Source organism: Nocardiopsis exhalans (assembly GCF_024134545.1).
Taxonomy (GTDB): domain Bacteria; phylum Actinomycetota; class Actinomycetes; order Streptosporangiales; family Streptosporangiaceae; genus Nocardiopsis; species Nocardiopsis exhalans.
In genome coordinates this window covers 3,134,382-3,159,635 of record NZ_CP099837.1, presented here as the reverse complement: position 1 = coordinate 3,159,635, position 25,254 = coordinate 3,134,382, and the positions used below count along the sequence as shown (strand labels likewise).

The following is a 25,254-nucleotide window of genomic DNA, read 5'->3' as shown; positions in this document are numbered from 1 at the left end:
CGCTTCCCGAATCCGGTCATCCGGGTTTCGGTGGGCGGTTCAGTTGGCCGCCCAGATCGCGGCATTGAGTGCGGCGGCGAAGCAGACCCAGGCCAGGTAGGGCGCCAGCAGCAGGGCCGCCGTTCGGCTGTGCCGCCAGGCCAGCAGCAGGGTCACGGCCACCGCCACGGCCAGCAGCACGATGTCCGCGAACGCGAGCCCGTAGAGCCCAGCCCCGAAGAACAGCGGCGTCCAGGCGGCGTTGAGCAGCAGCTGAAGCGTGTAGACGGCCAGGAAGACCATCGCACCCTGGGTGCCCGCCGCGCGCCACACCAGCCAGCCCGCCACTCCGATGAGCACGTACAGGGCGATCCACACCGGACTGAACAGCCAGGAGGGCGGCGCCCACGCGGGCAGGTCGAGCCGGGCGTAGACGTCCCCGGAGCCGGCAGCCGCTGAGCCCCCGACCAGCGCGGTGGCCAGCACCGCCACCGCGAACGCCGCGGCGGCCATCAGCGAGTGGCCCGGCTCGGGTGTCGTGCGGACGCTGCTCTCCATCGGTCCTCCTCGGATACGTGCTCTCCCTTTCGGACCTACCCGTTCTGTCCCCGGCCTCCCGGGCGGTCCGCACTGCCTGTCCTGCCTGGCCGGGCGGACAAACCTTCCCTTGTGGTGACATTTGCGTTCGCCGGGGTCAGGTATCTCTTCCTTGACCGTCTGGATCGGGCACTTGAACCATGTGATGGTGCGCAACCGAGCCCCAGGAGTCGCCGTAGTCCCCGAACCGGTGTCAGCCGTCGACACGCTGCACGGTCGGCCCGTACCCGACCCCTACCGCTGGTTGGAGACGTCGGACTCCCCCGAGACCCTCCGCTGGTTGGAGGAGCGCGGCCGGGAGTACGACCGCGAGGCGAGCACCTGGCACCTGCGCGAACATCTGGCCAGGCGCATCCGCGCACTGGTGGCCACCGACCTGTGGACCCCGCCGGTCCACCGCCCGGGCGCCCTGTTCTGTACCGTCCGTCCCGCCGGAAGCGAACACCCCCGCCTCGTCGTGTTCCCCGCCTCACCAGAGGCCCGAGGATCCGCTGACGGTTGCGGTGAGCCCCGAACCGTCTACGACCCCTGCGCCGAGGATCCCACCGGGCGGACCACGCTGGATGCCTGGGAGCCGAGCCCCGACGGGGTTCTGGTGGCCGTTCAGACCTCCTCCGGCGGGGTGGAGCGGGGTGGGCTGCGGGTGATCCGGGCCGACACCGGGGCTCCGGTCGGGCCGACGGTGCCCAAGGTGCGCTACTCGCACGTGGCCTGGCTGCCGGGGACGGAGCGCTCCTTCTACTACGTGCGCCGGGACGGGGCCCAGGGGGTGCGCGGGGTCTGGTTGCGGCGGGTCGCGGACGGCGCCGAGACGCTCGTGTACTCCTGCGCCGGGACGGGTACCGTGCCCGGGGTCCGGGTGTTGGACGGGCGTTGGCTGCTGGTCACCGAGGGCCACGGCACCGGGCACCGCACGGACCTGTGGCTGGCCGATCTGCGCACCGATCCACCCGAAAAACCGGTTTTCCGAGCGTTGCAGGCAGGACCCGAGGCCGAGACCGAAGTACGGCCGGGCCCTGACGGGGTGCTGTACCTGCGCACCACCCTGGACGCACCCCGACGCCGTGTGTGCGCGGTGGACCCGGGTACCTCTGACGAACTCGGACCCGAGCACTGGCGCGAGGTCGTCGCCGAGGACCCCGGGGCCACCCTGGACGCCTTCTGCCCCTTCCGGAGCCCGGACGGCCCCGCGCTGCTCGTGGTCCGCACCCGGTTGGGGATCAGCGCGGCCGCCGTGCACGACGCCGTCACCGGGGCACCGTCCCACCGGGTCGAGCTGCCCGGTGAAGGCATGGTCTCCGGCCCCGTCGCGGCCCCCGACGGCACCCTGTACCTCGGGTACGCGGACGTGGCCACCCAGCAGCGGGTGCTGCGGTTGCCTCCGGGGCGGCACAGACCCGGCTTCTGGCCGCCCGAGCCTTCCGGACCCGGGACATCGAACACCGCGCCCGCCGTGACGCGGACCGTGGTCTGGTGCCGCTCCGAGGACGGCACGCGGGTCCCGATCACCGTCTTCGACGCCTCCGGCCGCCCCGGCGCCTCCGACGACTCCGATCCGGGGCCGACCCTGCTGCACGCCTACGGCGGTTTCGGGCGGCCCCGCCAGTTCGGGTTCAGCGCGACCGTCCTGGCCTGGCTGCTGTCCGGCGGCCGTTACGCCGTGGCCCACGTGCGCGGCGGCGGTGACGCCGGGCGCCGGTGGCACCTGGAGGGTTCGGGCCGCCACAAGCCGCGCGCGGTACAGGACCTGGTGGCCGCCGCCGACGCCTTGGTCTCCGCCGGCTGGTGCACGCGTGCCCAGCTGTGCCTGTCCGGTGGTTCGGCCGGCGGGCTGCTCGTACTGGCCGCCGCCACCGCCCGCCCGGACCTGTGCGCGGCGGTGATCGCCTCGGCGCCGCTGGCCGACATGGCCCGCTTCGAACGCATGGGGCTGGGCCGGATGTGGACCCGGGAGTTCGGCACCGCGGCCGACCCGGACGACTTCGCCGCCCTGATGTCCTACTCGCCCTACCACCGGGCGTTGGACAGCGCCGTGCGCACCCCGGGGCTGCGCCATCCCAGCGTCCTGCTCACCGGGTTCGACGGCGACACCCGGACCGACGCCGCCCACCCGCGCAAGATGTGCGCGGCTCTGCTGGCGGCCGCCGGCACGGACGGGGACCGACCCGCCGCACTGCTCCGCTACGAACGCGACGTCGGGCACGGCCCGCGCGCGGTGAGCAGAGCCGTGGGCCTGGCCGCCGACGCACACGCGTTCGCGGCCCACAGAACGGGGCTCACCGGGCGCTGACGTCGCACGAGTGAGCTCTGGCCATGAGGATCAAGCAACTCAGGAAAGCGAGGTGCGGTATGGACCCCATCGAGGTTGAGGTCGAGGACCTGGCGGAGGTGACCTCCCGCGACATCACCGCGGGCGGCGACAGCGACGGCACCGACTCCAGCTCGGACTTCATCTGATCCGGTCCCGCCCGGTCCGGCTGCCACGTCCCGGACCGGGCGGGTCCTTTTCCCTGTCCCACGCACACCCTCAGCCGCGAACACCGAGAATCCGCGCGCCCTCTCGCACCCGTTCCGCCGAACCACCCTGAGAAGAGGACAGCCGTGACCGATCCCGGCAGCCTGTTCACCCGAAACCTGTGCGACGTCGTGGGCCGCGACGCCCTGACCACCCGGTTGTCGGAGGAGTTCGTCTTCGCCGACCTGGGCGCGGACGCCGTGCGCTCGCTCCTGACCTTCGACGACCTCAACCAGCTGCTGGCCAACTGCGCCCCGGAGCCGCCGCGCCTGCGCCTGCACAAGGACGGGTCGCCGGTCCCGTTGGACCGCTACACCGAGCAGGGCACCGCCTCGCGGACCGCGCGGCGGATCGTGCGCCCGGAGTCGCTGTACCGCGAGCTCCGCTCCGGGGCGAGCCTGGTCCTGGACGGCATGGACCGGATGCACCCGCCGATCGGCGCGGCCGCCGACGACCTGATGCGGCTGACCAAGGAGCGCGCCCAGGCCAACCTGTACCTGATCTGGGGTGAGTCGCGCGGGTTCGACACCCACTGGGACGACCACGACACGGTGATCGTCCAGGTGGAGGGGACCAAGCACTGGCAGGTGCACGGCCCGGGTTCGCGCCCGTTCCCGATGAAGAACGACACCGACCACGCGCACACCCCGCCGCGGGAGGCCGACGGTGAGCTGCACATGGTGTGGGAGGGGGTGCTGCGGCCCGGCCAGGTGATCCACGTGCCGCGCGGCTGGTGGCACACGGTGACCGGGACGGGCGAGGTCAGCATGCACCTGACCTTCGGTTTCACCCGGGCGACCGGGATCGACTGGGCGGACGCGCTGGTGCGTCGGCTGTTCGAGCAGGAGGCGTTCCGGCAGGACCTGCCGCGTTTCGCCGAGCCGGACGTGCGCCGCAAGCACCGGCACGAGCTGGTGTCGCGCATCACCGAACTCGCCGAGTCCATGGACCTGGACGCCTTCCTCGCCGAACGCGACGCGCGCTTCCCGCGCCGGACGTCGTTCTCGCTGCCCTGGCCGGTGGAGGAGGGCGCGCCGCCGGCGGAGGCCCTGGTGGAGTTCGTGCCGATCCTGCCGCCGCCGCTGGAGCGCGAGGGCGAGGGTGCGGACGCCAGGGTGGCCCTCACCGTCGCCGGCAAGCGGTACCGGCTTCCTCTGGTGACGGAGCCGGTACTGGCGGCGGTCGCCGAGCACCGCGAGCTGTCGGTGGCCGAGCTGGCCGAACACGCGGGCGTGGAGGTGGACGTGTGCGCCCAGGTGGTGGCCGCGCTCAGCCGCCACCACCTGGTCCTGGTCCGCTGAGATCGGCGGACTGGGTTTGGTGAGCCGGGTTCGGTGTCCTGGGCGCGAGGCGCTGGCTCCTGCTCCCTGACCTCACCCGCGCTGGGCTCCGGCCAGTCGGACAGCCAGCGTCGAGCTGCTGACCCCGGCGGGCCGGGTTCCAGTGCCAGCCGTTGGCGTGTGCCGGTCGGACAGCCTCGGCGCACGCTGGCGGCGATGCCGACGGAACCCGGCGCGGCTGCCCGGGCGGCCAAGGCGACGGTGGCGGTGATCGCCGGGAGCCGGATCAGCCCCGGCCGCCCTCGCGGCGGGCCCGCACGTAGGCCTCCACCCCGTCGAGGGTCCGCTGGATGGCGAAGTCCAGCCCGCCCGCCGGGCCCGGGTCTCCGGAGTAGCCCGGGGGGTCCTCCTCGAACACGCCCTCATCCAAGGTCCGCAGGATCGCCGGGAACTCCTCGGGATCGAGAACCTCGCGCAGGCCCTGGACCCAGCTCTCCTCGTTCTCCTGTTGGCCGATTCCGCTCCGCCGAGCGGCGAGCGCCATGTCGTGCTCCATGCGGAGCACGTCCCGCAGGGTGTAGGAGAGCAGCAACAGGATCTGGAGCGACTCGGCCGGGTCGAGCCCGGAGGCGTTGAGCTCGCGGAGCCCGGCCTCCATCCACCGGAGCCCGCCGGGGCCGCTGGGCGGGCCGGACTGCGGGACATAGGCCACCCACGGGTGCTTCCGGTACTGGTGGAGCCCCTCGTGGTACCACTGCTCGATCCCGGCCCGCCAGTCGCCGTCGGCGCGCGGCTCCAGGGGAGCGCGGGTCATGGCCGTGTCGCTCATCAGGGCGAGCAGGTCCTCCTTGCTGTCCACGTGCCGGTACAGGGACATGGTCGTGTACCCGAGCTCCTTGGCCACGCGCTGCATGGAGACGGCCTCCAGCCCCTCGGCGTCGGCCAGCGCTATGGCGGCGTCGACGATCGCCGCCCGGCTGAGTTTGGGCTTGGGCCCGCGCCTGGCGGTCTCCTTCAGCCCCCACAGGAGTTCGATCTCCCGGCTGAGTCCCGTCCTCGGCTGCTGCTCGCTCGTCATACCCCACCAGTTCTTTGGCACTGCCCGCACCCGAACCGCCCATTCCGGTCCGCCGCTTCGGTTGACACCCATCCTAGATCTGTGTATCACTTAAACTATAAAGTTTAGCCCATACACAGTTTATGAGGTACACGATATGACTCAGTCGCCCCCTGCCATCAGGGCCCGGGGACTCCACAAGCGCTACGGCGACACCAGGGCCCTGGACGGCCTCGACCTGACCGTCGCCCCCCGCACGGTGTTCGGCCTGCTCGGCCCCAACGGCGCCGGCAAGACCACCGCCGTGCGCGCCCTGGCCACACTGCTGCGACCGGATTCGGGCAGTGCCACCGTCGACGGCCACGACGTCGTCAACGAACCCGAGAGGGTCCGCTCCGCCATCGGCCTGACCGGCCAGTACGCCTCCGTCGACGAGATGCTGACCGCCCGAGAGAACCTCGTGATGTTCAGCCGCCTGTACGGCTTCGACCGGGCCGCCGCCAAAGAACGCACCGAGGCGCTGTTGGAGCGCTTCGACCTCGTCGAGGCGGCCGACCGCCCGGCCAGCGGCTACTCCGGAGGTATGCGCAGGCGCCTGGACCTCGCGGTCAGCCTCATCCAGGAGCCCCGCGTCCTGTTCCTGGACGAGCCCACCACCGGGCTGGACCCGCGCAGCCGGATCCAGGTGTGGGACGCGGTCCGCTCCCTGGTACGCGCCGGCACCACCGTGCTGCTGACCACCCAGTACCTGGAGGAGGCCGACCAGCTCGCCGACACCGTCGCGGTCATCGACCACGGCAGGGTGATCGCCGAGGGCACCCCGGACTCCCTGAAGTCGCAGGTGGGCGGTGACCGCCTGGACGTGCTCGTGCACGACCCCGCCGACCTGCCCGCCGTGGCCGGGCTGCTCGGTTCGGCGCTGGCCGCCCCCGCGCAGATCCACCCGGCCGAGCACCGGGTCAGCGTGCCCGCCGAGGACCGGATGACCTCCCTGACCGGGGCCGTGCGCGCCCTGGACGGCTCCGGCCTCAGAATCGCCGACCTCGGGGTGCGCCGCCCCAGCCTCGACGAGGTCTTCCTCGGGCTGACCGGCAAGGGGATCCCCAGCGGTGTGAGCGCCGACAACACGGCCGCTGGCGGCACCAGCAGGGACAAGGCCGACGGCAACGCGGCCGCGGCCCCGGAAAGGTGAACGCCCGCACCACCGCGCCCACCGGTCCCACCACCAACGAACAGAGCGAGGAGTCCGTCTGATGGCTACCGCCACCGACCACCGCACCCAGCCCGCCCGGGGCACCGAGCCCGCGCCCCGCCGTGAGACCAGCGGCTGGCGCAAGACCTGGTCCGACGTCCTGGTCCTGGCCCAGCGCAACCTCCGGCACATGATCCGCGATCCCTTCGAGGTGATCATGGCGGCCACCATGCCCCTGCTGATGGTCCTGCTGTTCGGGTACGTCTTCGGCGACGTCATGTCCGGCACCGGGGCCGAGGACTACCGGGCGTTCCTGGTACCCGCGATGCTCGCCATGGTCATGCTGTACGGGGTCGCCGGAACCGCCACGGGTATCGCCCGCGACACCGAACGCGACGTCATGAGCCGGTTCCGGTCCATGCCCATGTCGCCGATGGCGATCCTGGGAGCGCGCACACTCACCGACATGATGCGCGCCGGAGTGGAGATCGTGCTGCTGATCGGCTGCGGCGCACTCATGGGCTGGCGGTTCGAGGACGGCCCGGGCGGCGCGCTGGCCGCAGTGGGGCTCCTGCTGCTCTTCCGTTTCGCCCTGGTGTGGGTCGGGGTCGTGCTCGGCCTCTACTCACCCGCCCCGGACGCGGCGAGCATGATCGTCTACCCGCTGGCCTTCCCGCTCACCATGCTGTCCACGAGTTTCCTCCCGGCCACCGCGATGCCCTCCTGGCTCGCCCCCATCGCCGAGTGGAACCCGCTGTCGGCCGTGGTCACCGCCACCCGCGACCTGTTCGGGAACCCGTCACTGCCCTCGAACGCCTGGCCCGCCGAGAACGCCCTGCTCCTGGCCCTGGCCGTCCCGATCCTGCTCATCGCCGTGTGCGTGCCACTGAGCCTGCGCCGCTTCCGCTCGCTCAGCCGTTGACCGCCCGCTGATCCGCCGACCTCTCGCTGAGCGGCCGACCACTGGCTGATCGGCCGAGCCGCTCAGCCGGGGTCCGCCCCCACCAGTTCGACCGACCGAGGAGGCCGTATGGCGACCCCGACCACCGAGACCGCACCGCGACGCCCGCGCCCGGCCCTCGAAGCCGTCCGCTGGTGGCAGCGGCCGTGGATCCTGCCGCTGGCCCTGTTCACCCTCATCTTCCTGGCCTTCAGCGTCCCGCCCTACCTGGACTTCGACCCGGCCACCGCGCCGATCCCGATCCGTCCCGAACCGGCCTGGTACTACCCGCTGCTGCTGTCGCACATCATCGGCGGGGCCGTGCTGATGGTGGTGGCGATCGGCCAGGTGTGGCCGTGGCTGCGCCGCCGCCGTCCCGGTCCGCACCGCTGGAGCGGGCGCGTGTACGTCTTCTTCGGGGTTCCGTTCGTGGGTGTGCCGGCGCTGCTGATCGCTCCGCTGAGCAGCGGTTCCCTGACCATCGCGGTGGGCAACACCGTCTGGGCCGTGGGCTGGCTCGCCTTCGTCCTGCTCGGGTACGCGGCCGCGCGACGGCGGCGCTTCGACCGGCACCGGGACTGGATGCTGCGCAGCGTGGTCCTGCTCTACGGCGTCGCCCTGAGCCGGTTCACCTGCTTGTTGGCGAGGAGGCCCGGGCGTTCACGCCCGGGAGGAATCGCCTTGCCCGCTGAACCATGAGCGCAGGCAGCAGCGCGCATTGGGTTTCAGGGGAGTTTTGTGGTTTGGCCCCGCGGGCGGGGGTGGTGTCGTTAGTGTGTTCGATCATGAAGGTGGTCGTGCGGGTGAAGTTGTTGCCCTCGCCGGTACAGGCGAGGGTGCTTGAGGCGACCCTGCACACCTGCAACCGGGCGGCGAACCACGCTTCGCGGGTGGCCCAGTCCAGCGGGGCCCGGCACAAGTACGCCCTGCAGGAGAAGGTCTACCACCATCTGAAGGCCGAGTTCGGTCTCTCGGCGCAGCCCGCGGTGCGGGTGATCGCCAAGGTCGCCGACGCCTACACCACCCGCCAGGCCAACCTGGACGCCGGGAACCTGGGCAGCAAGGGTTCACCCCAGCGCGAACGGGTGGAGGGCACCCCGATTGCTTTCCGCCCGGACGCCGCCCAACCCTTCGACGACCGGTGTGTGTCCTGGCAGATGGACGCCCGCACCGTCTCGATCTGGACCGTTCAGGGACGGTTGAAGAACCTGGGCTTCACCAGCTCCCCGGACCAGCTCAAAATGCTGGCCGAGCACCGCCGGGGCGAGAGTGACCTGATCCGCCAGAACGGGGACTGGTTCCTGTCGGCCACCTGCGAAGTACCCGAACAGCCCTTGAATGAAGAGCCGGAGGGGTTCATCGGGGTGGATCTGGGGATCGTGGAGCTCGCCACCACCTCCACCGGCCAGCAACACGCCGGGCGGCAGCTGAACCGGTACCGGCGCCGCCAGAACCGGCTGCGGGCCAAGTTGCAGAAGAAGGGCACCAAGAGCGCCAAACGGGTCCTCAAACGCCAGCGCCGCAAGGAGTCCCGGCATGCGCGGGATGTGAACCACCGGATTTCGAAGAGCATTGTGGAGCAGGCTGAACGCACCGGCCACGGGATCGCCCTGGAAGATTTGAAGGGGATCCGTGGCCGGGTACGGCAGGCCAAACGGAACAGGTCCGCGTTGCATTCGTGGAGTTTCGCCCAACTCCGCGACTTCATCACTTACAAGGCTCGCAGGGCGGGGGTGCCCCTCGTGGTGGTGGAGGCGGCCTACACCTCCCAGACCTGCTCGGAGTGCGACCACACTTCCAGACGCAACCGGCCCACCCGGGCCCGGTTTGTCTGTCGGGGGTGTGGTGTGGTGCTGCACGCCGATGTCAATGCTTCACGCAACATCGCCCACCGTGGCGAGGTTGCGTGGATCGCGGGTCGCCCGTCAACCGGCCCAGCACCCTCTGGTTAGAGGCTGCTGGACGCGGGAGGTCGGACCCATCTGCCAGGTGGGCGCCTACCTGCAAGCCCGTGGGCTTCAGCCACGGGTAGTTGACCATGCTCTTGCGGCGCCTGGGCGCTGCTCGTGGACCTGGCTCCGCTCTCGCTCCTGATCAACTCGGTCCTGCCGCTGCTGTTCCTGGAGTGGTGGCTCAAGTACCACACACCCCGTCGCCGGTCCCGACACGCCCGAGCGACCGGAAAGGAGACCCTAACCCAGAGCACACCCGTCTCACCCCACACACCCTGACCACAGGGCACACCCTGCGCAACAGAATCTCATCAGGGCGCTGAAACCGCCCTGAACTGCCCTTCCTTCGGACACCGGGCATCCAGGTTTGGGCAAACTAATCCCGGCACGCATTGCGACCGAAAGCAGGGTTAGGGTAGCCTCACCTTTAGAGGCGCAGGTGAACCCGTCCCCCGGTGGTAGCTGCGACCACACAGCCCCCGGACTTGACGGTTCCGCTATGCGACGAAGGGTTGCCAGGTGACACCAGATCCGCTCGACGCTCTGCACGGTGTCTGCGCGCGGCTGAAGTTCGCGCCGCTGCCCGAGGTCACCGGCTTCGACCAGCTGCACGCCCGCCCCCTGGACGGCATCCAGCAGCACAGCGTCGCGTCGATGACCGATCACGGCTGGCTCCCGATCCTGTTCGACAAGCTCCGGACGGAGCACGGTCCCGGGCACCGGCTCCCGGCCGCCACCAACTTCCTGCGGGTCACCCTGCGCGAACCCGTCTTCATGGTGGCCGCCTCCCTGTACCTGACCGGCCGCGGCCCGCTGCTCACCCCGGACACCCTCTACCTGCCCTGGGACACCGCCCGGTCCAAGTTCGCGACACCCGCCGTCGTCGACGTGCGCTCCGTGGTGCTGCCCGACGACCCCGCCGCCGACCACCCCGACACCGTGGTCGCCCGCGACGAAAACGAGCAGCTGCGGCTGGTCGCCGAAGGGCTCTTCGCCACCTTCGAACCCCTCATCGACACGCTGCACGCGCACTCGCGCGCGGGCAAGCGCACCCTGTGGGGCTGGGTGCTGGACACCCTGCACTTCTACATGCTCAACCCGGCCCGTTACCTGGGCCAGGACGCCGAGCAGGCCTGGGAGCTGGCCACCCGGTTGGGAGACTCGGTGGTCGCCGCGGGCGCGGTCACCCGCAAGCGTCCGCGCCTGTTCCCCTTCGCCCCGGACCACCCCCGGGGCACCTGGGCGGTCCGCGGCACCTGCTGCTTCGACTACAAGGGCGACCCCGAGCACGGCTTCTGCACGACCTGCCCGCTCAAGTGCGACAGCGAACGCAAGGAGGCCCTGTCGGAGTGGCTGCGCGATCCCGCGCTCGCCCCCTGACAGAGCCCCGCGACCTTCGTGCCCTTGAGCGTGTGAGCGGATCCCTCCACAGAACCGTCACCGTTTCCCACGGGCTCTTTCAGGCCGTTTCACCGGTCAGGCCACCGGGACCTCCACCGGGCCGGTGAAGACCGGTTCGAAGAGCACCCGTTCGGGCTCGACCTGCCCGGCCACCGTGATCGCGCCGCTGGCGCTCTGGCCCGGATCGAGGGTCTGCACGTCGAGTTCGTTGACGTCCATCGCGATCGCCTCACGCGGGTCGTGCTCCACGCCCTCCACGTCCACCACGGTGAAGTAGAGCGGGTTGATGTCCAGGGGGTCCGTGCCACCGTTGGTGACCGAGACCTCCACGCTGGTGTAATCGCCGGACACGTAGAGGGAGCTGGGCTCGAACTCGGTGTTGTTGGCGCTTACCTCGGCCCCCGAGGGCTCGTCCTCCTCCTGCCCCTCCGACCCCGGCTGGCTGGTCCCCGGGGCGCCGTCCGCACCGGGCAAGTTGCCGCTCGCGGTGACCAGGAGCAGCGCCGCACAGCCGCCGAGAACCAGAAGCAGGAGCAGCAGGACGCCGCAACTGATCCCGACGATCTTGCCCCAGGGCGCCGGCTTGGGCGGAGGCGGACCGTAACCTCCCTGGCCAGGCGGGCCGTAGCCACCCGGAGGGCCGTACTCGACCGGTTCGCTCGGATACTCGCCGTACCCGGGGGCATAGCCCTGGTGCTCGGGGCCCGCGCCGCCGGGACCGCTGGGCCCCTCGGAGAGCTCACCCGGATCCACCGGCTCGGGCGGCCCCCCGGTGGGATGTCCACCGGGCGGTTGGTACCGCGGCTGCCCCTGCTGAGGCTGTCCCCCGGATGGCTGCCCCTCGGGCGGCGGACCGCCGTACGGGCGGCCGGTCGGCGGCGGGTTACCGGGTGGCGGACCACCGAAGGGCTGGTCCGGGGACGGGTCGCCGTGCCCGCGGGCCTCGCCCAGGGGAGGGCCGTAGTCGGGGAAGCCGTGTTCGGGTTCCCCCGGCGGCTGCGGTCCGCCCTCGATCGGGTCCCCGGGGTCACCCGGGCGCCACTCCTCCGGCGGACGGTGGTTCACCGGATCCCGTTCCGGCCGCTCACCGGCCCCTTCCTCGGGTTCCCGCTCGCTCACTGAGAACACCCCTTCGTCCAGCGGCACGGGCCCACCAAAACCGGTAGGCGCCTCAAAACTGCACCGTAACCGCGTAAAGGAGGGTCTGAGGGAAGCTCACGGGGCGTTTCCGGTAAAGGTCCGGAAGTGTTTTGCGCTCACCTGGGTTCAGGTGCGCTCAGATGCGTCAGGTGCGCTCAGGCCGGTCGCGGGAGAGCAGCGCGCGGATCGCGAGCACGAACACCGGGATCGTGAACAGGGCCGCGAACAGGTTCAGACCGCCGAAGCCCACCACGGCCAGCACCATTCCCGAGAGCGCGCCGGCCGAGGCCGCACCCAGGTTCATCGCCAGGTCGCTGAAGCCCTGCGCGCGGGGGCGCACCTCGGCCGAAAGCGACTCGGCCAGCAGAGTGCTGCCCGCCACCAGCCCGAAGGACCAGCCCAGGCCGAGCAGGATCAGACCGGTGGTCACCAGGGCCTCGTTGTGCCCGGCCGTGCCCGAGACGGCGGTGGCCGCCAGCAGAACCACCTGACCGGCCAGGAGCACGGGCACCCGCCCGAAGCGGTCGGCCAGCCAGCCCACGATCGGGGAGAGCCCGTACATCCCGGCGATGTGCAGGGAGATCGTCAGCCCGATGACGGTGAGCGCGGCCCCGTGGTGCGACATGTGCACCGGCGTCATCGTCATGACCGCCACCATCACCGTATGGCTGGCCACGATCCCCACCACCGCCAGCAGCGCGGCCGGGCTGCGGCCGATCGCCCGGAGTCCGTCGGCCAGACTGACCGCGGCCTTCGGGGCCTGCCCCCGGTCCCGTTCGAGCCGGGCGGTCTCGGCGGTGGCGGTCACCAGCGGGTCGGGGCGCAGCAGCGCGACGATGAGCACGGCCCCGCCCAGGAAACCGACCGTGGTGAGCAGGACCGGACCGAGCAGATCGGGCAGGCCCAAGGACACGGCCAGGCCCCCGGTAGGACCGATCAGGTTGGGGCCGAGCACCGATCCCACCGTGGTCGCCCACACCACGATCGACAGGTCGCGGCCGCGGGTGCGTTCGGTGGCCAGGTCCGCGGCGGCGTGCCGGGACTGGAGGTTGGTGGCGGTGCCCGCGCCGATCAGCAGCATTCCGACCAGGAAGAGCGCGAACAGGTCCCACAGGGTGGCGGCGACGACCACGAGCCCGCCCGCGGCGCCCAGGAACCACCCCAGAGCCAGACCGGGCCGGCGGCCGCGCCGGGCGGCCAGGGAGGCCAGCGGCAGGGCGAAGGCGGCCGCGCCCAGGGTGATCATGGTGGTGGCCATCCCGGACCAGGCGTCCGAGCCGCTCAGGTCCAGGGCGATGAGAGCACCCACGGCGAGCATGGCGCCCATGCCGATGCTGCCGACGACCTGGGCGAGCATGAGGACCAGCACGGTACGCCGCTGCAGCCGGGCACGCTCCGCCGAGGTGAGGGCCCCGCTGCCCGGGGTGGTTTCTGTGGACACCTGGTCACTTCTTTCGATTCATCCGGACACCAGACGAATCGTAACCCTCCCGCACACCCCGGAACCACTCCGTCAACCCGGGTGGCCACGCCCGTAGCGCCACCGCAGGAAGTCGTGTTCGCGCTCCACGAAGCGCATCTCGGCGTACAGAAGATCGGGGTCCTCGGCGTGGACGACCACCCCGCCCTCGGGGATCACCGGCCAGCAGGCGAACGCCCAGAAGGTCCGGGTGTAGGTCCCCCAGAGGATGACCCACGCACCCTGCTTCTGCCACTCGATGTGTTCGGCGACCATGCGCCGTTCCTCGTCCCGTTCGTCCATGCCGCCCCTGGGCATACCCGGGAGTCGGATGTCCGATCAGGCCAGAACCGGCCACCCTGCCGGGTTTTCGGGCCTTTGGGCACCCCGGATGCTCGGACCTCGGAAAACACGGACGCCCGCGCCGAAGCACGGGCGTCCGTCGGGAACTCGGTGTCAGCGACCGGCGACCAGGTCGCTGCCGGGAACCGGCTCGGCCGGATCGTTGCCCAGGGCGACGATCCTGTTCTCCCGGTCCACGTGCACGATGTGCTGGACGTGGTCGGCCCGCTCCTTCTCGTCCACCTGGGCGTAGCCGATGATGATGACCAGGTCGCCGGGGCTGACCAGGCGCGCGGCCGCGCCGTTGATACCGATCACACCGCTGCCCCGCTCCCCGACGAGGGCGTAGGTGACCAGGCGGTTGCCGTTGTCGATGTCGACGATGTGGACCTGTTCGCCGTCGACGATGTCGGCGGCGTCCATCAGGTCGGCGTCGATGGTGACCGAACCGACGTAGTGCAGGTCGGCCTGGGTGACCGTGGCACGGTGGATCTTGCCGTTCATGAGGGTGCGCAGCACTGCTGAAGCCTCGTTTCAGGATGTCTTACGGACTACAGGCCCCCTGCGGGGTCCCGTGCGTATCCCATGATGGCGCCCGGCATGGCCTGCTTCGTCCACCGGGGCCCCACTAGGGACTCGAACGCCCGCCCCCGCTCCGATGTTCCGCTTCGAGAAGGAGTCACACATGCCCTGGACCACCGACAAGACAACACCGGGCTGGGCCGCCATCGGCCGCCTGCCCATCAACGAGCAGATCATCGCCTTGGAGGAGGCGCTCTCCCGCAACGACACCCTGGTCGAGGTCCTGGACCGGGCCGCCGAACTGGCCGCACCCGACTGGTACCTGACCGCAGGGTGCTTGTTCCAGACAGTCTGGAACGTGGTCACCGACCGACCGCCCGCACACGGGATCAGGGACTACGACCTCTTCTACTTCGATCCCACGGATCTGTCCTGGGCGGCGGAGGACCGCATCATCCAGGCCGGTGCCGCCCTGTTCGCGGACCTGCCCGCCTCCGTGGAGATCCGCAACGAGGCCCGGGTCCATCTCTGGTACGAGGAGAAGTTCGGGGTCCCGTGCCCGCCGCACACGAGCGTGGAGTCCGCCGTCGACTCCTTCGCCGCGACCACCTGCTGTCTGGCCGTGCGTCAGGAGCCCGACGGCCGGTGGCGCTTCTACGCACCGCACGGCCTGTCGGACGTGTTCAACCTGGTCCTGCGCCCCAACCCCACCCTGGCCCCAGAGGCGGTCTACCGGAACAAGGCCGAGCACTGGCAGCGGCTGTGGCCTGAACTCACCGTCCTCCCCTGGCCCGCCACCTGAGCCCGGATCCGCGTGGGAGAGCGGTTCGGGAGCGGGTGCGTGTGAGGATCGGGACTGGAGGAGCAGGTTCGGTGACGGGGGTGCGCTGTGCGGGGACGACACCAACACCATGACGCGGTGGTGGTCGGGGCGGGGTTCGCGGGGCTGGGGGCTGCTCGGGAGTTGTTGGAGGCCGGGCTGTCCGTACAGGTCCTGGAGGCGCGGCCGCGGGTGGGTGGGCGCACGCTCACGCGGTATCTACCGGACGGCACCCAGCTGGATCTGGGCGGACAGTGGATCGGGCCGACGCAGCACCGGATCAGGGAGCTGGTCGACCACTTCGGCATCTCCACCTATCCCACGCCCGCGCACGGTGATCCGGTGGTGGACATCGGCGGGGAACGGCTGGCCTCGCCGCCACGGGAGGTGGACTCGCTGTTGGAGGAGATCGATCTGCTGGCCCTGCAGATCACCCCCGAACGCCCCTGGGACGCGCCCGAGGCGCGGGCCTGGGACCAGCAGACCTTCGCTTCGTGGCTGGCGGGTACCGAGTACTCCGAGACCGTCATCCGCTATGTCGCCCGGGTGGTCTCCGGTGGGCTGCTGGCCGGTGCTCCGGCGGAGGCCTCTCTTCTGGAGACGCTGTTCTACGTGGCCAGTGCGGGCGGGATCCAGCCCCTCATGGGTTACGAGGGCGGTGCGCAGGAGACCAGGATCGTCGGCGGGGCGCAGAGCATCGCCGAACACATGGCCGACGAACTGCCGCCCGGGGTGCTGCGGCTGGCCGAGCCGGTCACCGCCGTCGAGTACGACTCCGCGGGAGCGCGCCTCACCACCACCACGCACACCTACACGGCCTCACGGGTGATCGTCGCGGTCCCGCCCACTCTGGCCGCGCGGATCCGCTACGACCCTCCGCTGCCCGCGCTCAGCGACGGTGCGCTGCAGCGCACCCCCGCGGGCGGCGCCCTGAAGGTACACGCCGTCTACCCCGCGCCGTTCTGGCGGGACCGAGGGCTGTCCGGGATGTCGACCTCGGATTCGGGGGTGCTGACCGAGACCGTGGACAACACCCCACCGAACAGCCCCCGCGCGGTCCTGACCGGGTTCGTGTACGGCGACGAGGCGGTGCTGTTGCGCGGCCGTTCGTTGGAGGAGCGGCGCCGGATCGTGCTGGAGCGGCTGGGTGAGCTCTTCGGTGACCAGGCGCTCTCTCCCGACGACTACGTGGAGTTCGACTGGATGGCCGAGGAGTGGACGCGCGGCTGCTTCTCCGGGCACCTGGTCCCGGGCAGCACCGTGACCTTCGGCCCGGCGCTGCGCACCCCGGTGGAGGTCGTGCACTGGGCCAGTACCGAGACCGCCACCGAGTGGAACGGCTACTTCGACGGCGCGGTGGCATCGGGCCGGCGCGCCGCCGAGGAGGTGCGTGCGGCACTGGGGAGGTAGGCGCCTCCGCATGAGTGGGCACCTCACCTTAGGGACCCGCTCCGTGGCCCGGTCGGGCTCTCGGACGGGGTCGGTGCCCTCTCCCGGGATGATCTTGCTGCCAGGGGCGAGTTCGGAGCCGAACTCGCCCCTGGCAGCAAGATCACGGGGAATAGAGGGGTTTCGGAAGCACTGGACAGGCCACCGGCCGGGTTTCGGCCCGCGAGGGAACCGCCCCTCACCCCGCCCCGGAGCCCGCACGCCAGGGCAGGACGTGGTCGTCCAGGTGGACGTGGAGCGTGCTCAGGGCGTCGAGGCCGGTCATCACACACCGGTCCTCGACGCCCTTCGGCCTGGGCGCAGGAGTCCCGAAAAAGCGCCCGTCAACGATCTAGTTGAAGGAGGAGTAGGCCACCACTCCCCGGCGGACCAGGTCCGCGGACTTGCGGGCGTTGCTGCGCATCTGCGGGTCGGCGGCGGCGCCCGCGATCTGGCTGAGCATGTCCACCAGCATCTTGGCGGTGCGCACGAAGTCACCAGCGGTCATCTCGGACTGGCGCAGGATCGCGTCGAGCCGGTCGCCGCGCGCCCAGCGGTGCGCGGTCCACACGAAGCCGAGGTCGGGCTGGCGCAGGAAGGAGACCCGGTGCCGACTCTCCACCTCGTTCAGCTCGCCCCACAGCCGCATCATCTCGGTGAGGGCCTCCTCGACCTTGCCCTCGGGCAGGCGCGGGTAGGCGTCGTCGTTGCGGCGCGCCTCGTAGACCAGGGAGGCGGCGCAGGCGGCCAGTTCCACCGGGTTGAGGTCGTCCCACACCCCCCGGCGCAGGCACTCGGCGACCAGCAGGTCGAGTTCGGAGTAGATCTTGGCCAGTTTGCCGCCGTCCTCGGAGACCTCGTCGCCGGACAGGTACTCCAGGTCCTCCAGGACGCCGCACACCCGGTCGAAGGTGCGGGAGATGACGTGCGAGCGCCCCTCCACGCGGCGGCGCAGGGCGTCGGTGTCCTTCTGCAGGCGGAAGTACCGCTCGGCCCAGCGGGCGTGGTCCTCGCGGTCGGAGCAGCCGTGGCAGGGGTGCTCCTTGAGTTCGGTGCGCAGCCGCTGGACCTCGGGGTCCTCCTGGTGGCCGCCGCGGCGCCCGCCCCGCTCGTAGGCGGGGTCGGTGCCCTGCTCCTTGAGCTTGTTGCGCAGGGTCGAGGCCAGGTCCTGGCGCGAGCGCGGGGAGCGCGCCGAGAAGGACTTGGGGACGCGCATGCGCCCCGAGGGGTGCACCGGGACCGGGAAGTCGCTGGAGTTGACCCGCTTGACCTGCTTGTCCACGGTCAGGACCAGGGGGGCGGGCAGGTCGTGTTTGAGGCCCGGGTCCAGGACCACGGCGTGCCCGGAGTAGCGGCCCGCCGGGATGCGGATGATGTCGCCGGTACGCAGCCTCTCCAGACTCTCCAGGGCCTCGTCGCGGCGCTGGGCCGAACGGTTCCTGGCCAGCATGGACTCGCGGTCGCTCAGGGCGCGGCGCAGCCCCGCGTACTCCATGAAGTCGCCCAGGTGACACTCGGCGGCCTTGGCGTAGCCGTCCAGGGCCTCCTCGTGCTTGCGCAGCTGCTTGACCAGGCCGACCACCGCGCGGTCGGCCTGGAACTGGGCGAAGGAGGCCTCCAGCATGTTGCGGCTGCGCTGGCGGCCGACCTGGCCGACCAGGTTGACCGCCATGTTGTAGGAGGGCTGGAAGCTGGAGTTGAGCGGATAGGTGCGGGTACCCGCCAGGCTGGCCACCGACTCGGGATCGGTCCCGGCCTGCCAGACGACGACCGCGTGCCCCTCGACGTCGATGCCGCGGCGCCCGGCACGCCCGGTGAGCTGGGTGTACTCGCCCGGGGTGAGCGCGGCGTGGGTCTCGCCGTTCCACTTGTCGAGTTTCTCGATCACCGTGGTGCGCGCGGGCATGTTGATACCCAGAGCCAGTGTCTCGGTGGCGAAGACCGCCCGGATGAGCCCCTTGGAGAACAGGTGCTCCACGATCTCCTTGAAGGTGGGCAGCATCCCGGCGTGGTGCGCGGAGATGCCCGCCTCCAGGGCGCGCAGCCAGGAGTCGAAGCCGAGCACGGTCAGGTCCGCGCGCGGGATGTCCGCGCAGCGGGATTCAGCGTACTCGCGGATGTGGTCGGCCTCGTCCGGGGTGGTGAGCACCAGTCCGGAGGCCACGCACTGGCGGACGGCGTCATCGCAGCCGGCGCGGCTGAAGATGAAGGTGATCGCCGGGAGTAGCCCCTCGGCGTCCAGCTCCTCAATGATCATCGGCCGCGTGGGCGGGGCGAAGCGGGTGCGCGGGCGCACGTTGCCACGGGCCCGGCTCTGCGGGTGGCGGCGCCGGTTGGCCAGCTGGGTGGTGCGCGAGTCGTCCTCGGCAGTGCGGGTCAGGTAGGGGTTGATGAGCAGCTTACGGCCGCCCACCTGGATTTCTCGCGGGCGCTGCTGCTGGGAGCGGCGCCGTTCGCGCTTGCGTTTGGCACGTCCGCCGCGCTCCTCCTCGTCGTCCTCACCGCCGGAGGCGGTCTCCTCGGGCTGCTCGTTCACGAACAGGTCGTGCAGGCGCTTGCCCACCATCACGTGCTGCCACAGCGGCACAGGACGCTTCTCGTCGACGATCACGGTGGTGTCGCCGCGCACCTGCTGGAGCCACTCGCCGAACTCCTCGGCGTTGCTGACCGTGGCGGACAACGCGACCATGCGCACCGACTCCGGCAGGTGGATGATCACCTCCTCCCAGACCGCGCCGCGGAAGCGGTCGGCGAGGTAGTGCACCTCGTCCATGACCACGTAGGCCAGCCCGCCGAGGGTGGAGGAGCCCTCGTAGAGCATGTTGCGCAGGACCTCGGTGGTCATCACGACCACGGGTGCCTCACCGTTGACGCTGTTGTCGCCGGTGAGCAGACCGACCTGGTCGGCGCCGTAGCGCTTGACCAGGTCGTTGTACTTCTGGTTGGACAGGGCCTTGATCGGCGTGGTGTAGAAGCACTTGGTGCCCTCCGCCAGGGCCAGGTGCACGGCGAACTCGCCGACCACGGTCTTGCCGGAGCCGGTCGGCGCGGCGACCAGCACCCCGTGTCCGCCCTCCAGGGCCTTGCAGGCCCTGATCTGGAAGGGGTCGAACTCGAACCCGTAGAGCCCCTGGAAGGCCTCGATCGCGGCGCTGGAGGCGCTCTGGCGCCGACGGAAGGCGGCGTAACGCTCGGAGTGACTACTCATAGGGCTCCCAGCCTATGAGGTCAGCTCCAGCATCTCGACCGCCTTGGGTACCACCTCGCACACCAGTCGCGGGGGACCCGTGCGTTCCCCGTCGGCGTAGGCGGTCCCGGCGTCGCCGCGGATGGTGACGACGCGCCCGCGTTCGAAGACGACCTCGTCCAGGCCCAGGTGGCTGCCGTTGAAGACCCGGGGGAACATGCGCAGGAAGCGGCCGATGGGACCCTCCTTGACGAAGACCACGTCCAGGAGGCCGTCGTCGGGGACGGCTTCGGCGCACACGTGCATGCCGCCGCCGTAGGCGCTGGTGTTGCCGACGGCCACGAGCATGCCGGGTTCGGCGATGCGGCGGTCGTCGATGTCGATCTCGAAGTCGATGGGCTGGAAGGAGCGCAGTTCGGCGATCAGTCCGACCAGGTATCCGGCGCGGCCGATGCTGAAGCGGAAGTTGTTGAACCGCTCGTTGACTCGGGCGTCGAAGCCGCAGGCCAGGACGCTCATGTAGTAGCGCTGGGAGCCGTCGACCATGGTCAGGCGGACCACGTCGCTGGGGCGGGTGCGCCCGGCGAGGATCGCCTGGGCGGTCGTGTGGGCCGAGCCGCGGGGGACTCCGAAGGCACGGGCCACGTCGTTGCCGCTGCCCGCCGGGACCACGGCCAGGGGAACCCCGGTGCCCACCACACCCTGGAGGGCCTGGTGGACCAGGCCGTCGCCGCCGACGGCGACCAGGGCGTCGGGGCGGTCGGCGGCGGCCAAGCGGGCCAGGCGGCGGCTGTCCGCGGCGGAGCGTCCGGTGTAGACGTGCACGCGGGCGCCCGCGGCGCGCAGGGCTTCCTTCAGACGCACCGCGATGACGGCGGCGCGGCGTCGGCCGGAAGCCGGGTTGACCAGAAGGGCGATATGAGGGGGCATGTACCGGTCCTTACCTACCCGGAGCCGGGGTCGAGCCGTCCGGATCCGGGACCAGTGGGGTGTACGGGTCGGGTGAGGGCCCGTACACCCGCGCGCCCGGGTGCGGGCGAGCCGCTTCAGTCGTCCTCGGTTGCGGACTTGCGCTCGGCTTCCTCACGCTGGCGGCGATGGTACTCCTCCATGACCTCCGGCGTGTTCAGCGGGGAGGGCACCCAGGTCGCCTCGACCTCGGTCTCGCCGCGCTGGATCTTGATCTCCTCCTCGGTGAGGTACTCCTCAGGGATGTCGAACTCGCCGTCGCGAGCACCCAGGACGAACGCCTCCCACTCCTCGGGGGTGAAGAAGAGCGTGCCCTTCTCCGGGGACTTGCCGTCGCGCACCGCGCGGAAGCCGTCGTCGAACTCGGCGACCTCGACGATCGCCTCGGAGTCCGGGTTAGACAGGGAGGAGCGCATCCACACGGCGTGCGTGGTGTCGTGCCACTTCTCGTTGCCCATGGCCTCGGGCGGCAGTTCCTTCTTGGTCTCGGTCTGCTCGCTCATCTTCACTTCCTAGTCCGGGAGATCGGTGGAGGAGGGCCGGACGGATGGTTCAGCGGTGTGTTCGGCGGAGTTCCCGACTGAGGCTTCGGTCGCCGAAGGACCGCCTCCGGGGCCTTCCCCAGCCGAACCCTAGCGTGTCGCCGAAGGTGTTCAGGAGCGCTTGGTCGATTCGCCCTCGGAGTCGGATCCCTCCAGCGAGGAGGGGGTGTAGTCGAGGTCGGAGGGCTGGTCGTCCAGGTCGGAGATCTGGTCGTCGTCCAGGTCGCCGGCGGGGTCCCTGCGCTTCCTGCGGCGGTCGTTGAGGAAGCAGAACAGCTCGGCGATCTCGAAGAGGACCACGAGGGGGACGGCCAGGGCGAGCATGGAGACGGGCTCGGCCGGGGTGAGGACCGCCGCGACCAGGAAGGCGCAGAAGATGATGACGCGGCGCCACTTGGCGATGGCCTCGTGGGAGAGGATCCCGGCGATGTTGAGCAGGACCACCAGCAGCGGCATGACGAAGCCGATGCCGAACATGCCCATCATGATGAGCATGTAGCTGAGGTACTCGCCGATGGTCAGGTACGGGTCCGCTTCCTCGGGCAGGAAACCGAAGAGCATCTGGAGGGCGAGCGCGGTGATCGTGTACGCCAGGGCCGCGCCGCAGATGAAGAGGATCCCGGCCAGCGGGGCGAAGATGTAGGCGTACTTCTTCTCGCTCTTGTGCAGTGCGGGGGCCACGAAGGCCCACAGCTGGTAGAGCCAGAGGGGGGCGGTGACCATGGCTCCGGCGAACAGCCAGATCTTGAAGGCCACGAAGAAGGCGTCGAAGGGGCCGGTGACGATGAGGGAGCAGCCACCGCCCTCGACCACCTGGGAGGCGGGCAGCGAGCAGTAGGGCCGGCTGAGGAAGTCCCAGATCCGGTCGTAGAAGACGAAGCCGACCACGGCCCCCAGGCCGAGGATGAGCATCACCTTGGCCAGCCTGTTGCGCAGTTCGCGCAGGTGGTCCATGAGCGGCATCCGGGCGTCCGGGTTCGCCGTTCGACGTGGGGACCTCATCGTGCGGTCACTCTCTTCTCATCCGCTCTCGTCCGGGCCCGGGCCGACGGCGCGAGGCGCCCCTGAGGACGGCCCCGCCGAAAACAGCCGTCCGGCGCGGCACCGGAGGGTACCGCGCCAGTCCACCGGCCAGAACCAGGCGACTACCAGTCAGCTACGTGGCTCTACTTGTTGTAGGTCTGGTTGGTGGGCTCACCGGACTCGTTGACGATGCGCTGGCCGGGGGGCAGCTGCGGGTAGCCCTGCTGCTGCGCCTGCTGGTTGTCGGCCTGGGGCTGGTTCGGCTGCCCGGCCTGCTGCTGCGGCTGCTGCGGCTGCTGGGCCTGGGGCTCGCCCTCGCCCTTGGTCTCGTTGTCGTCGTCGACCAGGCCCTTGCTCTCGGCCTTGAGGATGCGCGCGCTGCGCCCCAGGGAACGGGCCAGGTCCGGGAGCTTCTTGGCTCCGAACAGCAGGATGGCCAGGATCACCAGGATGGCGATCGTAGGTCCGTTGAACGGTCCCATGGTTCTACCTCTCTACGGGGCGCGACCAAGCGCCTCTGATGGTACGCGCATTCATCCGCGGGACCGTCATGTCCCAGCACCGCCACGGCGGATGCGCTCACGCAGGTCAGCGCTGCTCGCCTGATACCCGCCCGCCGCCCGTGTCACCTCTTCGGACAGCACGGAGGCCTCGCGGCGCGCTCTCACGACGAGGGCGCCGACGAAGTACGCTCCGACACTAAACGCACCGAAAAGGACAGCGAGGGCGATCACGCTTTCACCATATCCCTTTCGGGATGACCTACACCCCACCCCCCGGTGAACAGGTGAGCCTCACTCCGGCGACGAAGTGGTCTCGACCAATTTTCCGTAGGTTTGCCCTGTGCCGTAGTGGTTGAGCGCTCGCTGGGCCTCGGCCCGGACGTCCTTGGCCAGCCCATCCGGAGACACCAGGCGCCCCTCCCGCCCCAGAGCCAGGGCGAGCCTGGCCACCCACGCCGGAGCGGGGGTGCGCAGGGTCGCCCGCACCCCGCCGCCCGGGAGCTCCGCCGTCGACTCGCACACGTAGTCCTCGGTGACCCAGCGCGCGGAGGGCTCCAGGAGCAGGGTCACCAGTGCGTCGCGCTCGGAACGCTGGAGCACCCCGGCGGACAGGTCGCGGCGGGCCACCCCCTCGGGCACCTCGGCGGCGAAGGGCAGCACGGTCAGTTCCAGGACCCGGTCCAGGCGGAACAGCCGCACGTCCTCACGCAGGTGGCAGTACCCCTCGAGGAAGGTCTGGCCGTCCTGGACCACCAGGCCCATGGGGTCCACGTCGCGCTCGGTCACCTGGTCCAGGTACCCGGACAGGTAGCGCAGGTGCAGGCGCTGCCCGGCGCCCAGGGCGTCGGCGCAGCGCTGCTGGGTCTGAGCCACCTGATCGTCCACCTCGACCCGCACCTGCACCGCGTCGGCCAGGTCGCTCACGGCACCGCCGGCGGCGGTGCGCAGCTTCTCCCCCACCCGCTTGAGGGCACCGCCCTCCACGCCCTGCGCCTCGGGCAGCGCCTCCAGCAGGGACAGGCCCACGACCAGGCTGGCCGCCTCGTCCGCGGTCAGCCGCAGCGGCTGGGCCAGGGTGTCGGCGTTGGCGATGATGATCTCGCCGGTCTCCTTGGCCGCGTCCAGGTCCACGTCGATCAGGTCGCCGGGGGTGTAGCCGGGCAGGCCGCACATCCACAGCAGGCTCAGGTCCGAGACCACCTGCTTCTCGCTGAGTCCAAAGTGCCGGGCCACCTCGGGCACCCGCACGTCGCGGCCGAGCGCGTAGGGGACCAGCATGAGGAGTCGGCGCAGCTGGTCGGCGGAACGGGGCCCGCGCGCGGGGGTGTCCTCACCCTCCTGCTCCCCCGCGGCCTCCGCGTTCTCCACGGTGCCGGCGCTCTCGGCCACCCCGGTCAGGTGCTCGACCATCGCCGCCCGGGCCTGCTCGGGCTCCACCACCACCGCGCGCGAACCGTACGCGGCCACCTGCCGCACCAGCCCGCTCGTGCTGGTGTAGGGCAGGGTGAGCGTGTCCCAGCCGGCGCCGGTGCTGTCCCGCTCCCCCGGGACCACGCGCAACGCGCGGCGGCGCAGGGCGTGCGCGGAGTCGGTACGCACCCGCAGGGTCGCGGTCCGCTCGGGCACGGCGCTGTGCCGGGAGGCGACCGAACGCAGGTCCACACCCTCGGGCACGACCACGTCCGGTCCGGTGCGCACCACGGTCACCCCGCCCCGGATCCGGCCGAGGCGGAACACCCGGCGGGCGTCGCGCAGCCGGTCGTGGCCGACCACGTACCAGTGCCCCTGCAGGTTGACGATGCCCCAGGGCTCGATCTCCCGGCGCTGGGCCCGGTTCTGCCCGGGCTTGCGGTAGTCGAAGGAGATCGGGCGGCGATCACGGATCGCCTGCCAGACGGGGCCGAAAGCGGGTTCGTCGGTGCGCATCGCCGGGGTCAGTCCGGGAGCGGCCTCGGTGTCCACCGGGACCCCGGCCGAGCGGAGCTTGAACAGGGCGTTGGCGGCGGCCTCGCCCAGGGAGGCGTGCCGCCAGGCGCGAGCGGCCAGACCCAGCACGACGGCCTCGTCGGGCAGGAGCTCGATCTCGGGCAGCTCGTAGTCCGAGCGGGAGATCCGGTAGCCCTCCTCGCCGCTGAAGGCGTCTCCGGTACCGACCTGGATGGGGATGCCGCTGTCGCGCAGCTCCCGCTTGTCCCGCTCGAACATGCGCTTGAAGGCCGACTCGGTGTCGGCCTCGGCGTAGCCGTGGACGGTCGCGCGGATCTCCTGCGCGGTCAGGTGGCGCCGGGTGGACAACAGGCAGATGACCAGGTTCAGCTGCCGTTCGGTCTTCCTGCGCGACATCGTCCGCACTCCTCTTACCCGCTGTGTTGCCCGCTGTGGTGGGGTCACCGTTCGGTGGTTGGA

At 70.8% G+C, this 25,254-nt stretch carries 21 protein-coding genes; 9 read left to right on the top strand and 12 right to left on the bottom strand.

From position 1 onward, the window contains the following. Positions 1 to 39 precede the first annotated feature (39 nt). On the bottom strand, positions 40 to 537 hold the full coding sequence (locus NE857_RS13965) for a TspO/MBR family protein (protein WP_254421381.1): 498 nt from the start codon (positions 535 to 537) through the stop codon (positions 40 to 42). A gap of 184 nt (positions 538 to 721) precedes the next feature. Here NE857_RS13965 and NE857_RS13960 point away from each other — a divergent pair, with 184 nt between their 5' ends. Both NE857_RS13960 and NE857_RS13955 read left to right on the top strand, forming a co-directional pair. Further along, positions 722 to 2,866 (top strand): prolyl oligopeptidase family serine peptidase, encoded by a 2,145-nt coding sequence (locus NE857_RS13960; protein WP_254421380.1) that lies wholly within the window; start codon positions 722 to 724, stop codon positions 2,864 to 2,866. A gap of 311 nt (positions 2,867 to 3,177) precedes the next feature. Then, complete coding sequence (locus tag NE857_RS13955; RefSeq protein WP_254421379.1) at positions 3,178 to 4,392, top strand: JmjC domain-containing protein; 1,215 nt, start codon at positions 3,178 to 3,180, stop codon at positions 4,390 to 4,392. A gap of 265 nt (positions 4,393 to 4,657) precedes the next feature. On the opposite strand, the gene NE857_RS13950 is transcribed toward NE857_RS13955, so the two are convergent. Next, on the bottom strand, positions 4,658 to 5,449 hold the full coding sequence (locus tag NE857_RS13950) for a TetR/AcrR family transcriptional regulator (protein ID WP_254421378.1): 792 nt from the start codon (positions 5,447 to 5,449) through the stop codon (positions 4,658 to 4,660). A gap of 136 nt (positions 5,450 to 5,585) precedes the next feature. Here NE857_RS13950 and NE857_RS13945 point away from each other — a divergent pair, with 136 nt between their 5' ends. From NE857_RS13945 to NE857_RS13925, 5 genes are all read left to right on the top strand, one after another. Then, complete coding sequence (locus tag NE857_RS13945) at positions 5,586 to 6,620, top strand: ATP-binding cassette domain-containing protein (protein ID WP_254421377.1); 1,035 nt, start codon at positions 5,586 to 5,588, stop codon at positions 6,618 to 6,620. A 61-nt stretch (positions 6,621 to 6,681) separates the two neighbouring features. Further along, complete coding sequence (locus NE857_RS13940; protein ID WP_254421376.1) at positions 6,682 to 7,542, top strand: ABC transporter permease; 861 nt, start codon at positions 6,682 to 6,684, stop codon at positions 7,540 to 7,542. Between the two features lie 108 nt (positions 7,543 to 7,650). Beyond that, positions 7,651 to 8,259, top strand: coding sequence for a DUF2306 domain-containing protein (locus NE857_RS13935; RefSeq protein ID WP_254421375.1), 609 nt, complete (start codon positions 7,651 to 7,653; stop codon positions 8,257 to 8,259). An 86-nt stretch (positions 8,260 to 8,345) separates the two neighbouring features. Further along, on the top strand, positions 8,346 to 9,512 hold the full coding sequence (locus NE857_RS13930; RefSeq protein ID WP_254421374.1) for an RNA-guided endonuclease InsQ/TnpB family protein: 1,167 nt from the start codon (positions 8,346 to 8,348) through the stop codon (positions 9,510 to 9,512). Positions 9,513 to 10,031: 519 nt separating this feature from the next. Next, the gene (locus NE857_RS13925) at positions 10,032 to 10,892 is read left to right on the top strand and encodes a ferric iron reductase (RefSeq protein WP_254421373.1); all 861 of its coding nucleotides are present in this window, start codon (positions 10,032 to 10,034) and stop codon (positions 10,890 to 10,892) included. Between the two features lie 96 nt (positions 10,893 to 10,988). Here NE857_RS13925 and NE857_RS13920 read toward each other — a convergent pair whose 3' ends face one another. The 4 genes from NE857_RS13920 to panD all read right to left on the bottom strand — a co-directional run bounded on the left by NE857_RS13920 (position 10,989) and on the right by panD (position 14,373). Continuing rightward, entirely contained in the window at positions 10,989 to 12,032 is a 1,044-nt protein-coding gene (locus NE857_RS13920) for a DUF4352 domain-containing protein (RefSeq protein WP_254421372.1), read from the bottom strand. Positions 12,033 to 12,198: 166 nt separating this feature from the next. Continuing rightward, positions 12,199 to 13,494, bottom strand: a complete 1,296-nt coding sequence (locus NE857_RS13915; protein ID WP_254421371.1) for an MFS transporter — start codon at positions 13,492 to 13,494, stop codon at positions 12,199 to 12,201. A 72-nt stretch (positions 13,495 to 13,566) separates the two neighbouring features. Next, on the bottom strand, positions 13,567 to 13,815 hold the full coding sequence (locus tag NE857_RS13910; protein ID WP_254421370.1) for a hypothetical protein: 249 nt from the start codon (positions 13,813 to 13,815) through the stop codon (positions 13,567 to 13,569). A 153-nt stretch (positions 13,816 to 13,968) separates the two neighbouring features. Beyond that, on the bottom strand, positions 13,969 to 14,373 hold the full coding sequence (gene panD / locus NE857_RS13905; RefSeq protein WP_017583184.1) for an aspartate 1-decarboxylase: 405 nt from the start codon (positions 14,371 to 14,373) through the stop codon (positions 13,969 to 13,971). A gap of 166 nt (positions 14,374 to 14,539) precedes the next feature. Here panD and NE857_RS13900 point away from each other — a divergent pair, with 166 nt between their 5' ends. Together NE857_RS13900 and NE857_RS13895 are read left to right on the top strand one after the other, a co-directional pair. Then, positions 14,540 to 15,178 carry a nucleotidyltransferase family protein gene (locus NE857_RS13900; protein WP_254421369.1) on the top strand — a complete coding sequence of 213 codons (639 nt, stop codon included), beginning with the start codon at positions 14,540 to 14,542 and terminating at the stop codon, positions 15,176 to 15,178. A 117-nt stretch (positions 15,179 to 15,295) separates the two neighbouring features. Next, positions 15,296 to 16,606 carry a flavin monoamine oxidase family protein gene (locus tag NE857_RS13895; protein ID WP_254421368.1) on the top strand — a complete coding sequence of 437 codons (1,311 nt, stop codon included), beginning with the start codon at positions 15,296 to 15,298 and terminating at the stop codon, positions 16,604 to 16,606. Positions 16,607 to 16,976: 370 nt separating this feature from the next. Here the strand turns inward: NE857_RS13895 and NE857_RS13890 are convergent, their stop codons facing one another. The 6 genes from NE857_RS13890 to NE857_RS13865 all read right to left on the bottom strand — a co-directional run bounded on the left by NE857_RS13890 (position 16,977) and on the right by NE857_RS13865 (position 25,191). Next, positions 16,977 to 19,832, bottom strand: coding sequence for a DEAD/DEAH box helicase (locus NE857_RS13890; protein WP_254421367.1), 2,856 nt, complete (start codon positions 19,830 to 19,832; stop codon positions 16,977 to 16,979). 12 nt (positions 19,833 to 19,844) lie between these two features. After that, the gene (locus tag NE857_RS13885; protein ID WP_254421366.1) at positions 19,845 to 20,741 is read right to left on the bottom strand and encodes a diacylglycerol/lipid kinase family protein; all 897 of its coding nucleotides are present in this window, start codon (positions 20,739 to 20,741) and stop codon (positions 19,845 to 19,847) included. Positions 20,742 to 20,857: 116 nt separating this feature from the next. Then, positions 20,858 to 21,283 carry a DUF397 domain-containing protein gene (locus tag NE857_RS13880; protein WP_254421365.1) on the bottom strand — a complete coding sequence of 142 codons (426 nt, stop codon included), beginning with the start codon at positions 21,281 to 21,283 and terminating at the stop codon, positions 20,858 to 20,860. A 150-nt stretch (positions 21,284 to 21,433) separates the two neighbouring features. Beyond that, on the bottom strand, positions 21,434 to 22,285 hold the full coding sequence (gene tatC, locus NE857_RS13875; protein ID WP_254421980.1) for a twin-arginine translocase subunit TatC: 852 nt from the start codon (positions 22,283 to 22,285) through the stop codon (positions 21,434 to 21,436). Between the two features lie 203 nt (positions 22,286 to 22,488). Continuing rightward, positions 22,489 to 22,827: a Sec-independent protein translocase subunit TatA gene (gene tatA / locus NE857_RS13870; protein WP_254421364.1), complete on the bottom strand. Its 339-nt coding sequence runs from the start codon at positions 22,825 to 22,827 to the stop codon at positions 22,489 to 22,491. A 312-nt stretch (positions 22,828 to 23,139) separates the two neighbouring features. Next, a complete protein-coding gene (locus NE857_RS13865; protein WP_254421363.1) occupies positions 23,140 to 25,191 on the bottom strand; it encodes a helix-turn-helix transcriptional regulator in 2,052 nt (683 codons plus the stop codon). Positions 25,192 to 25,254 lie beyond the last annotated feature (63 nt).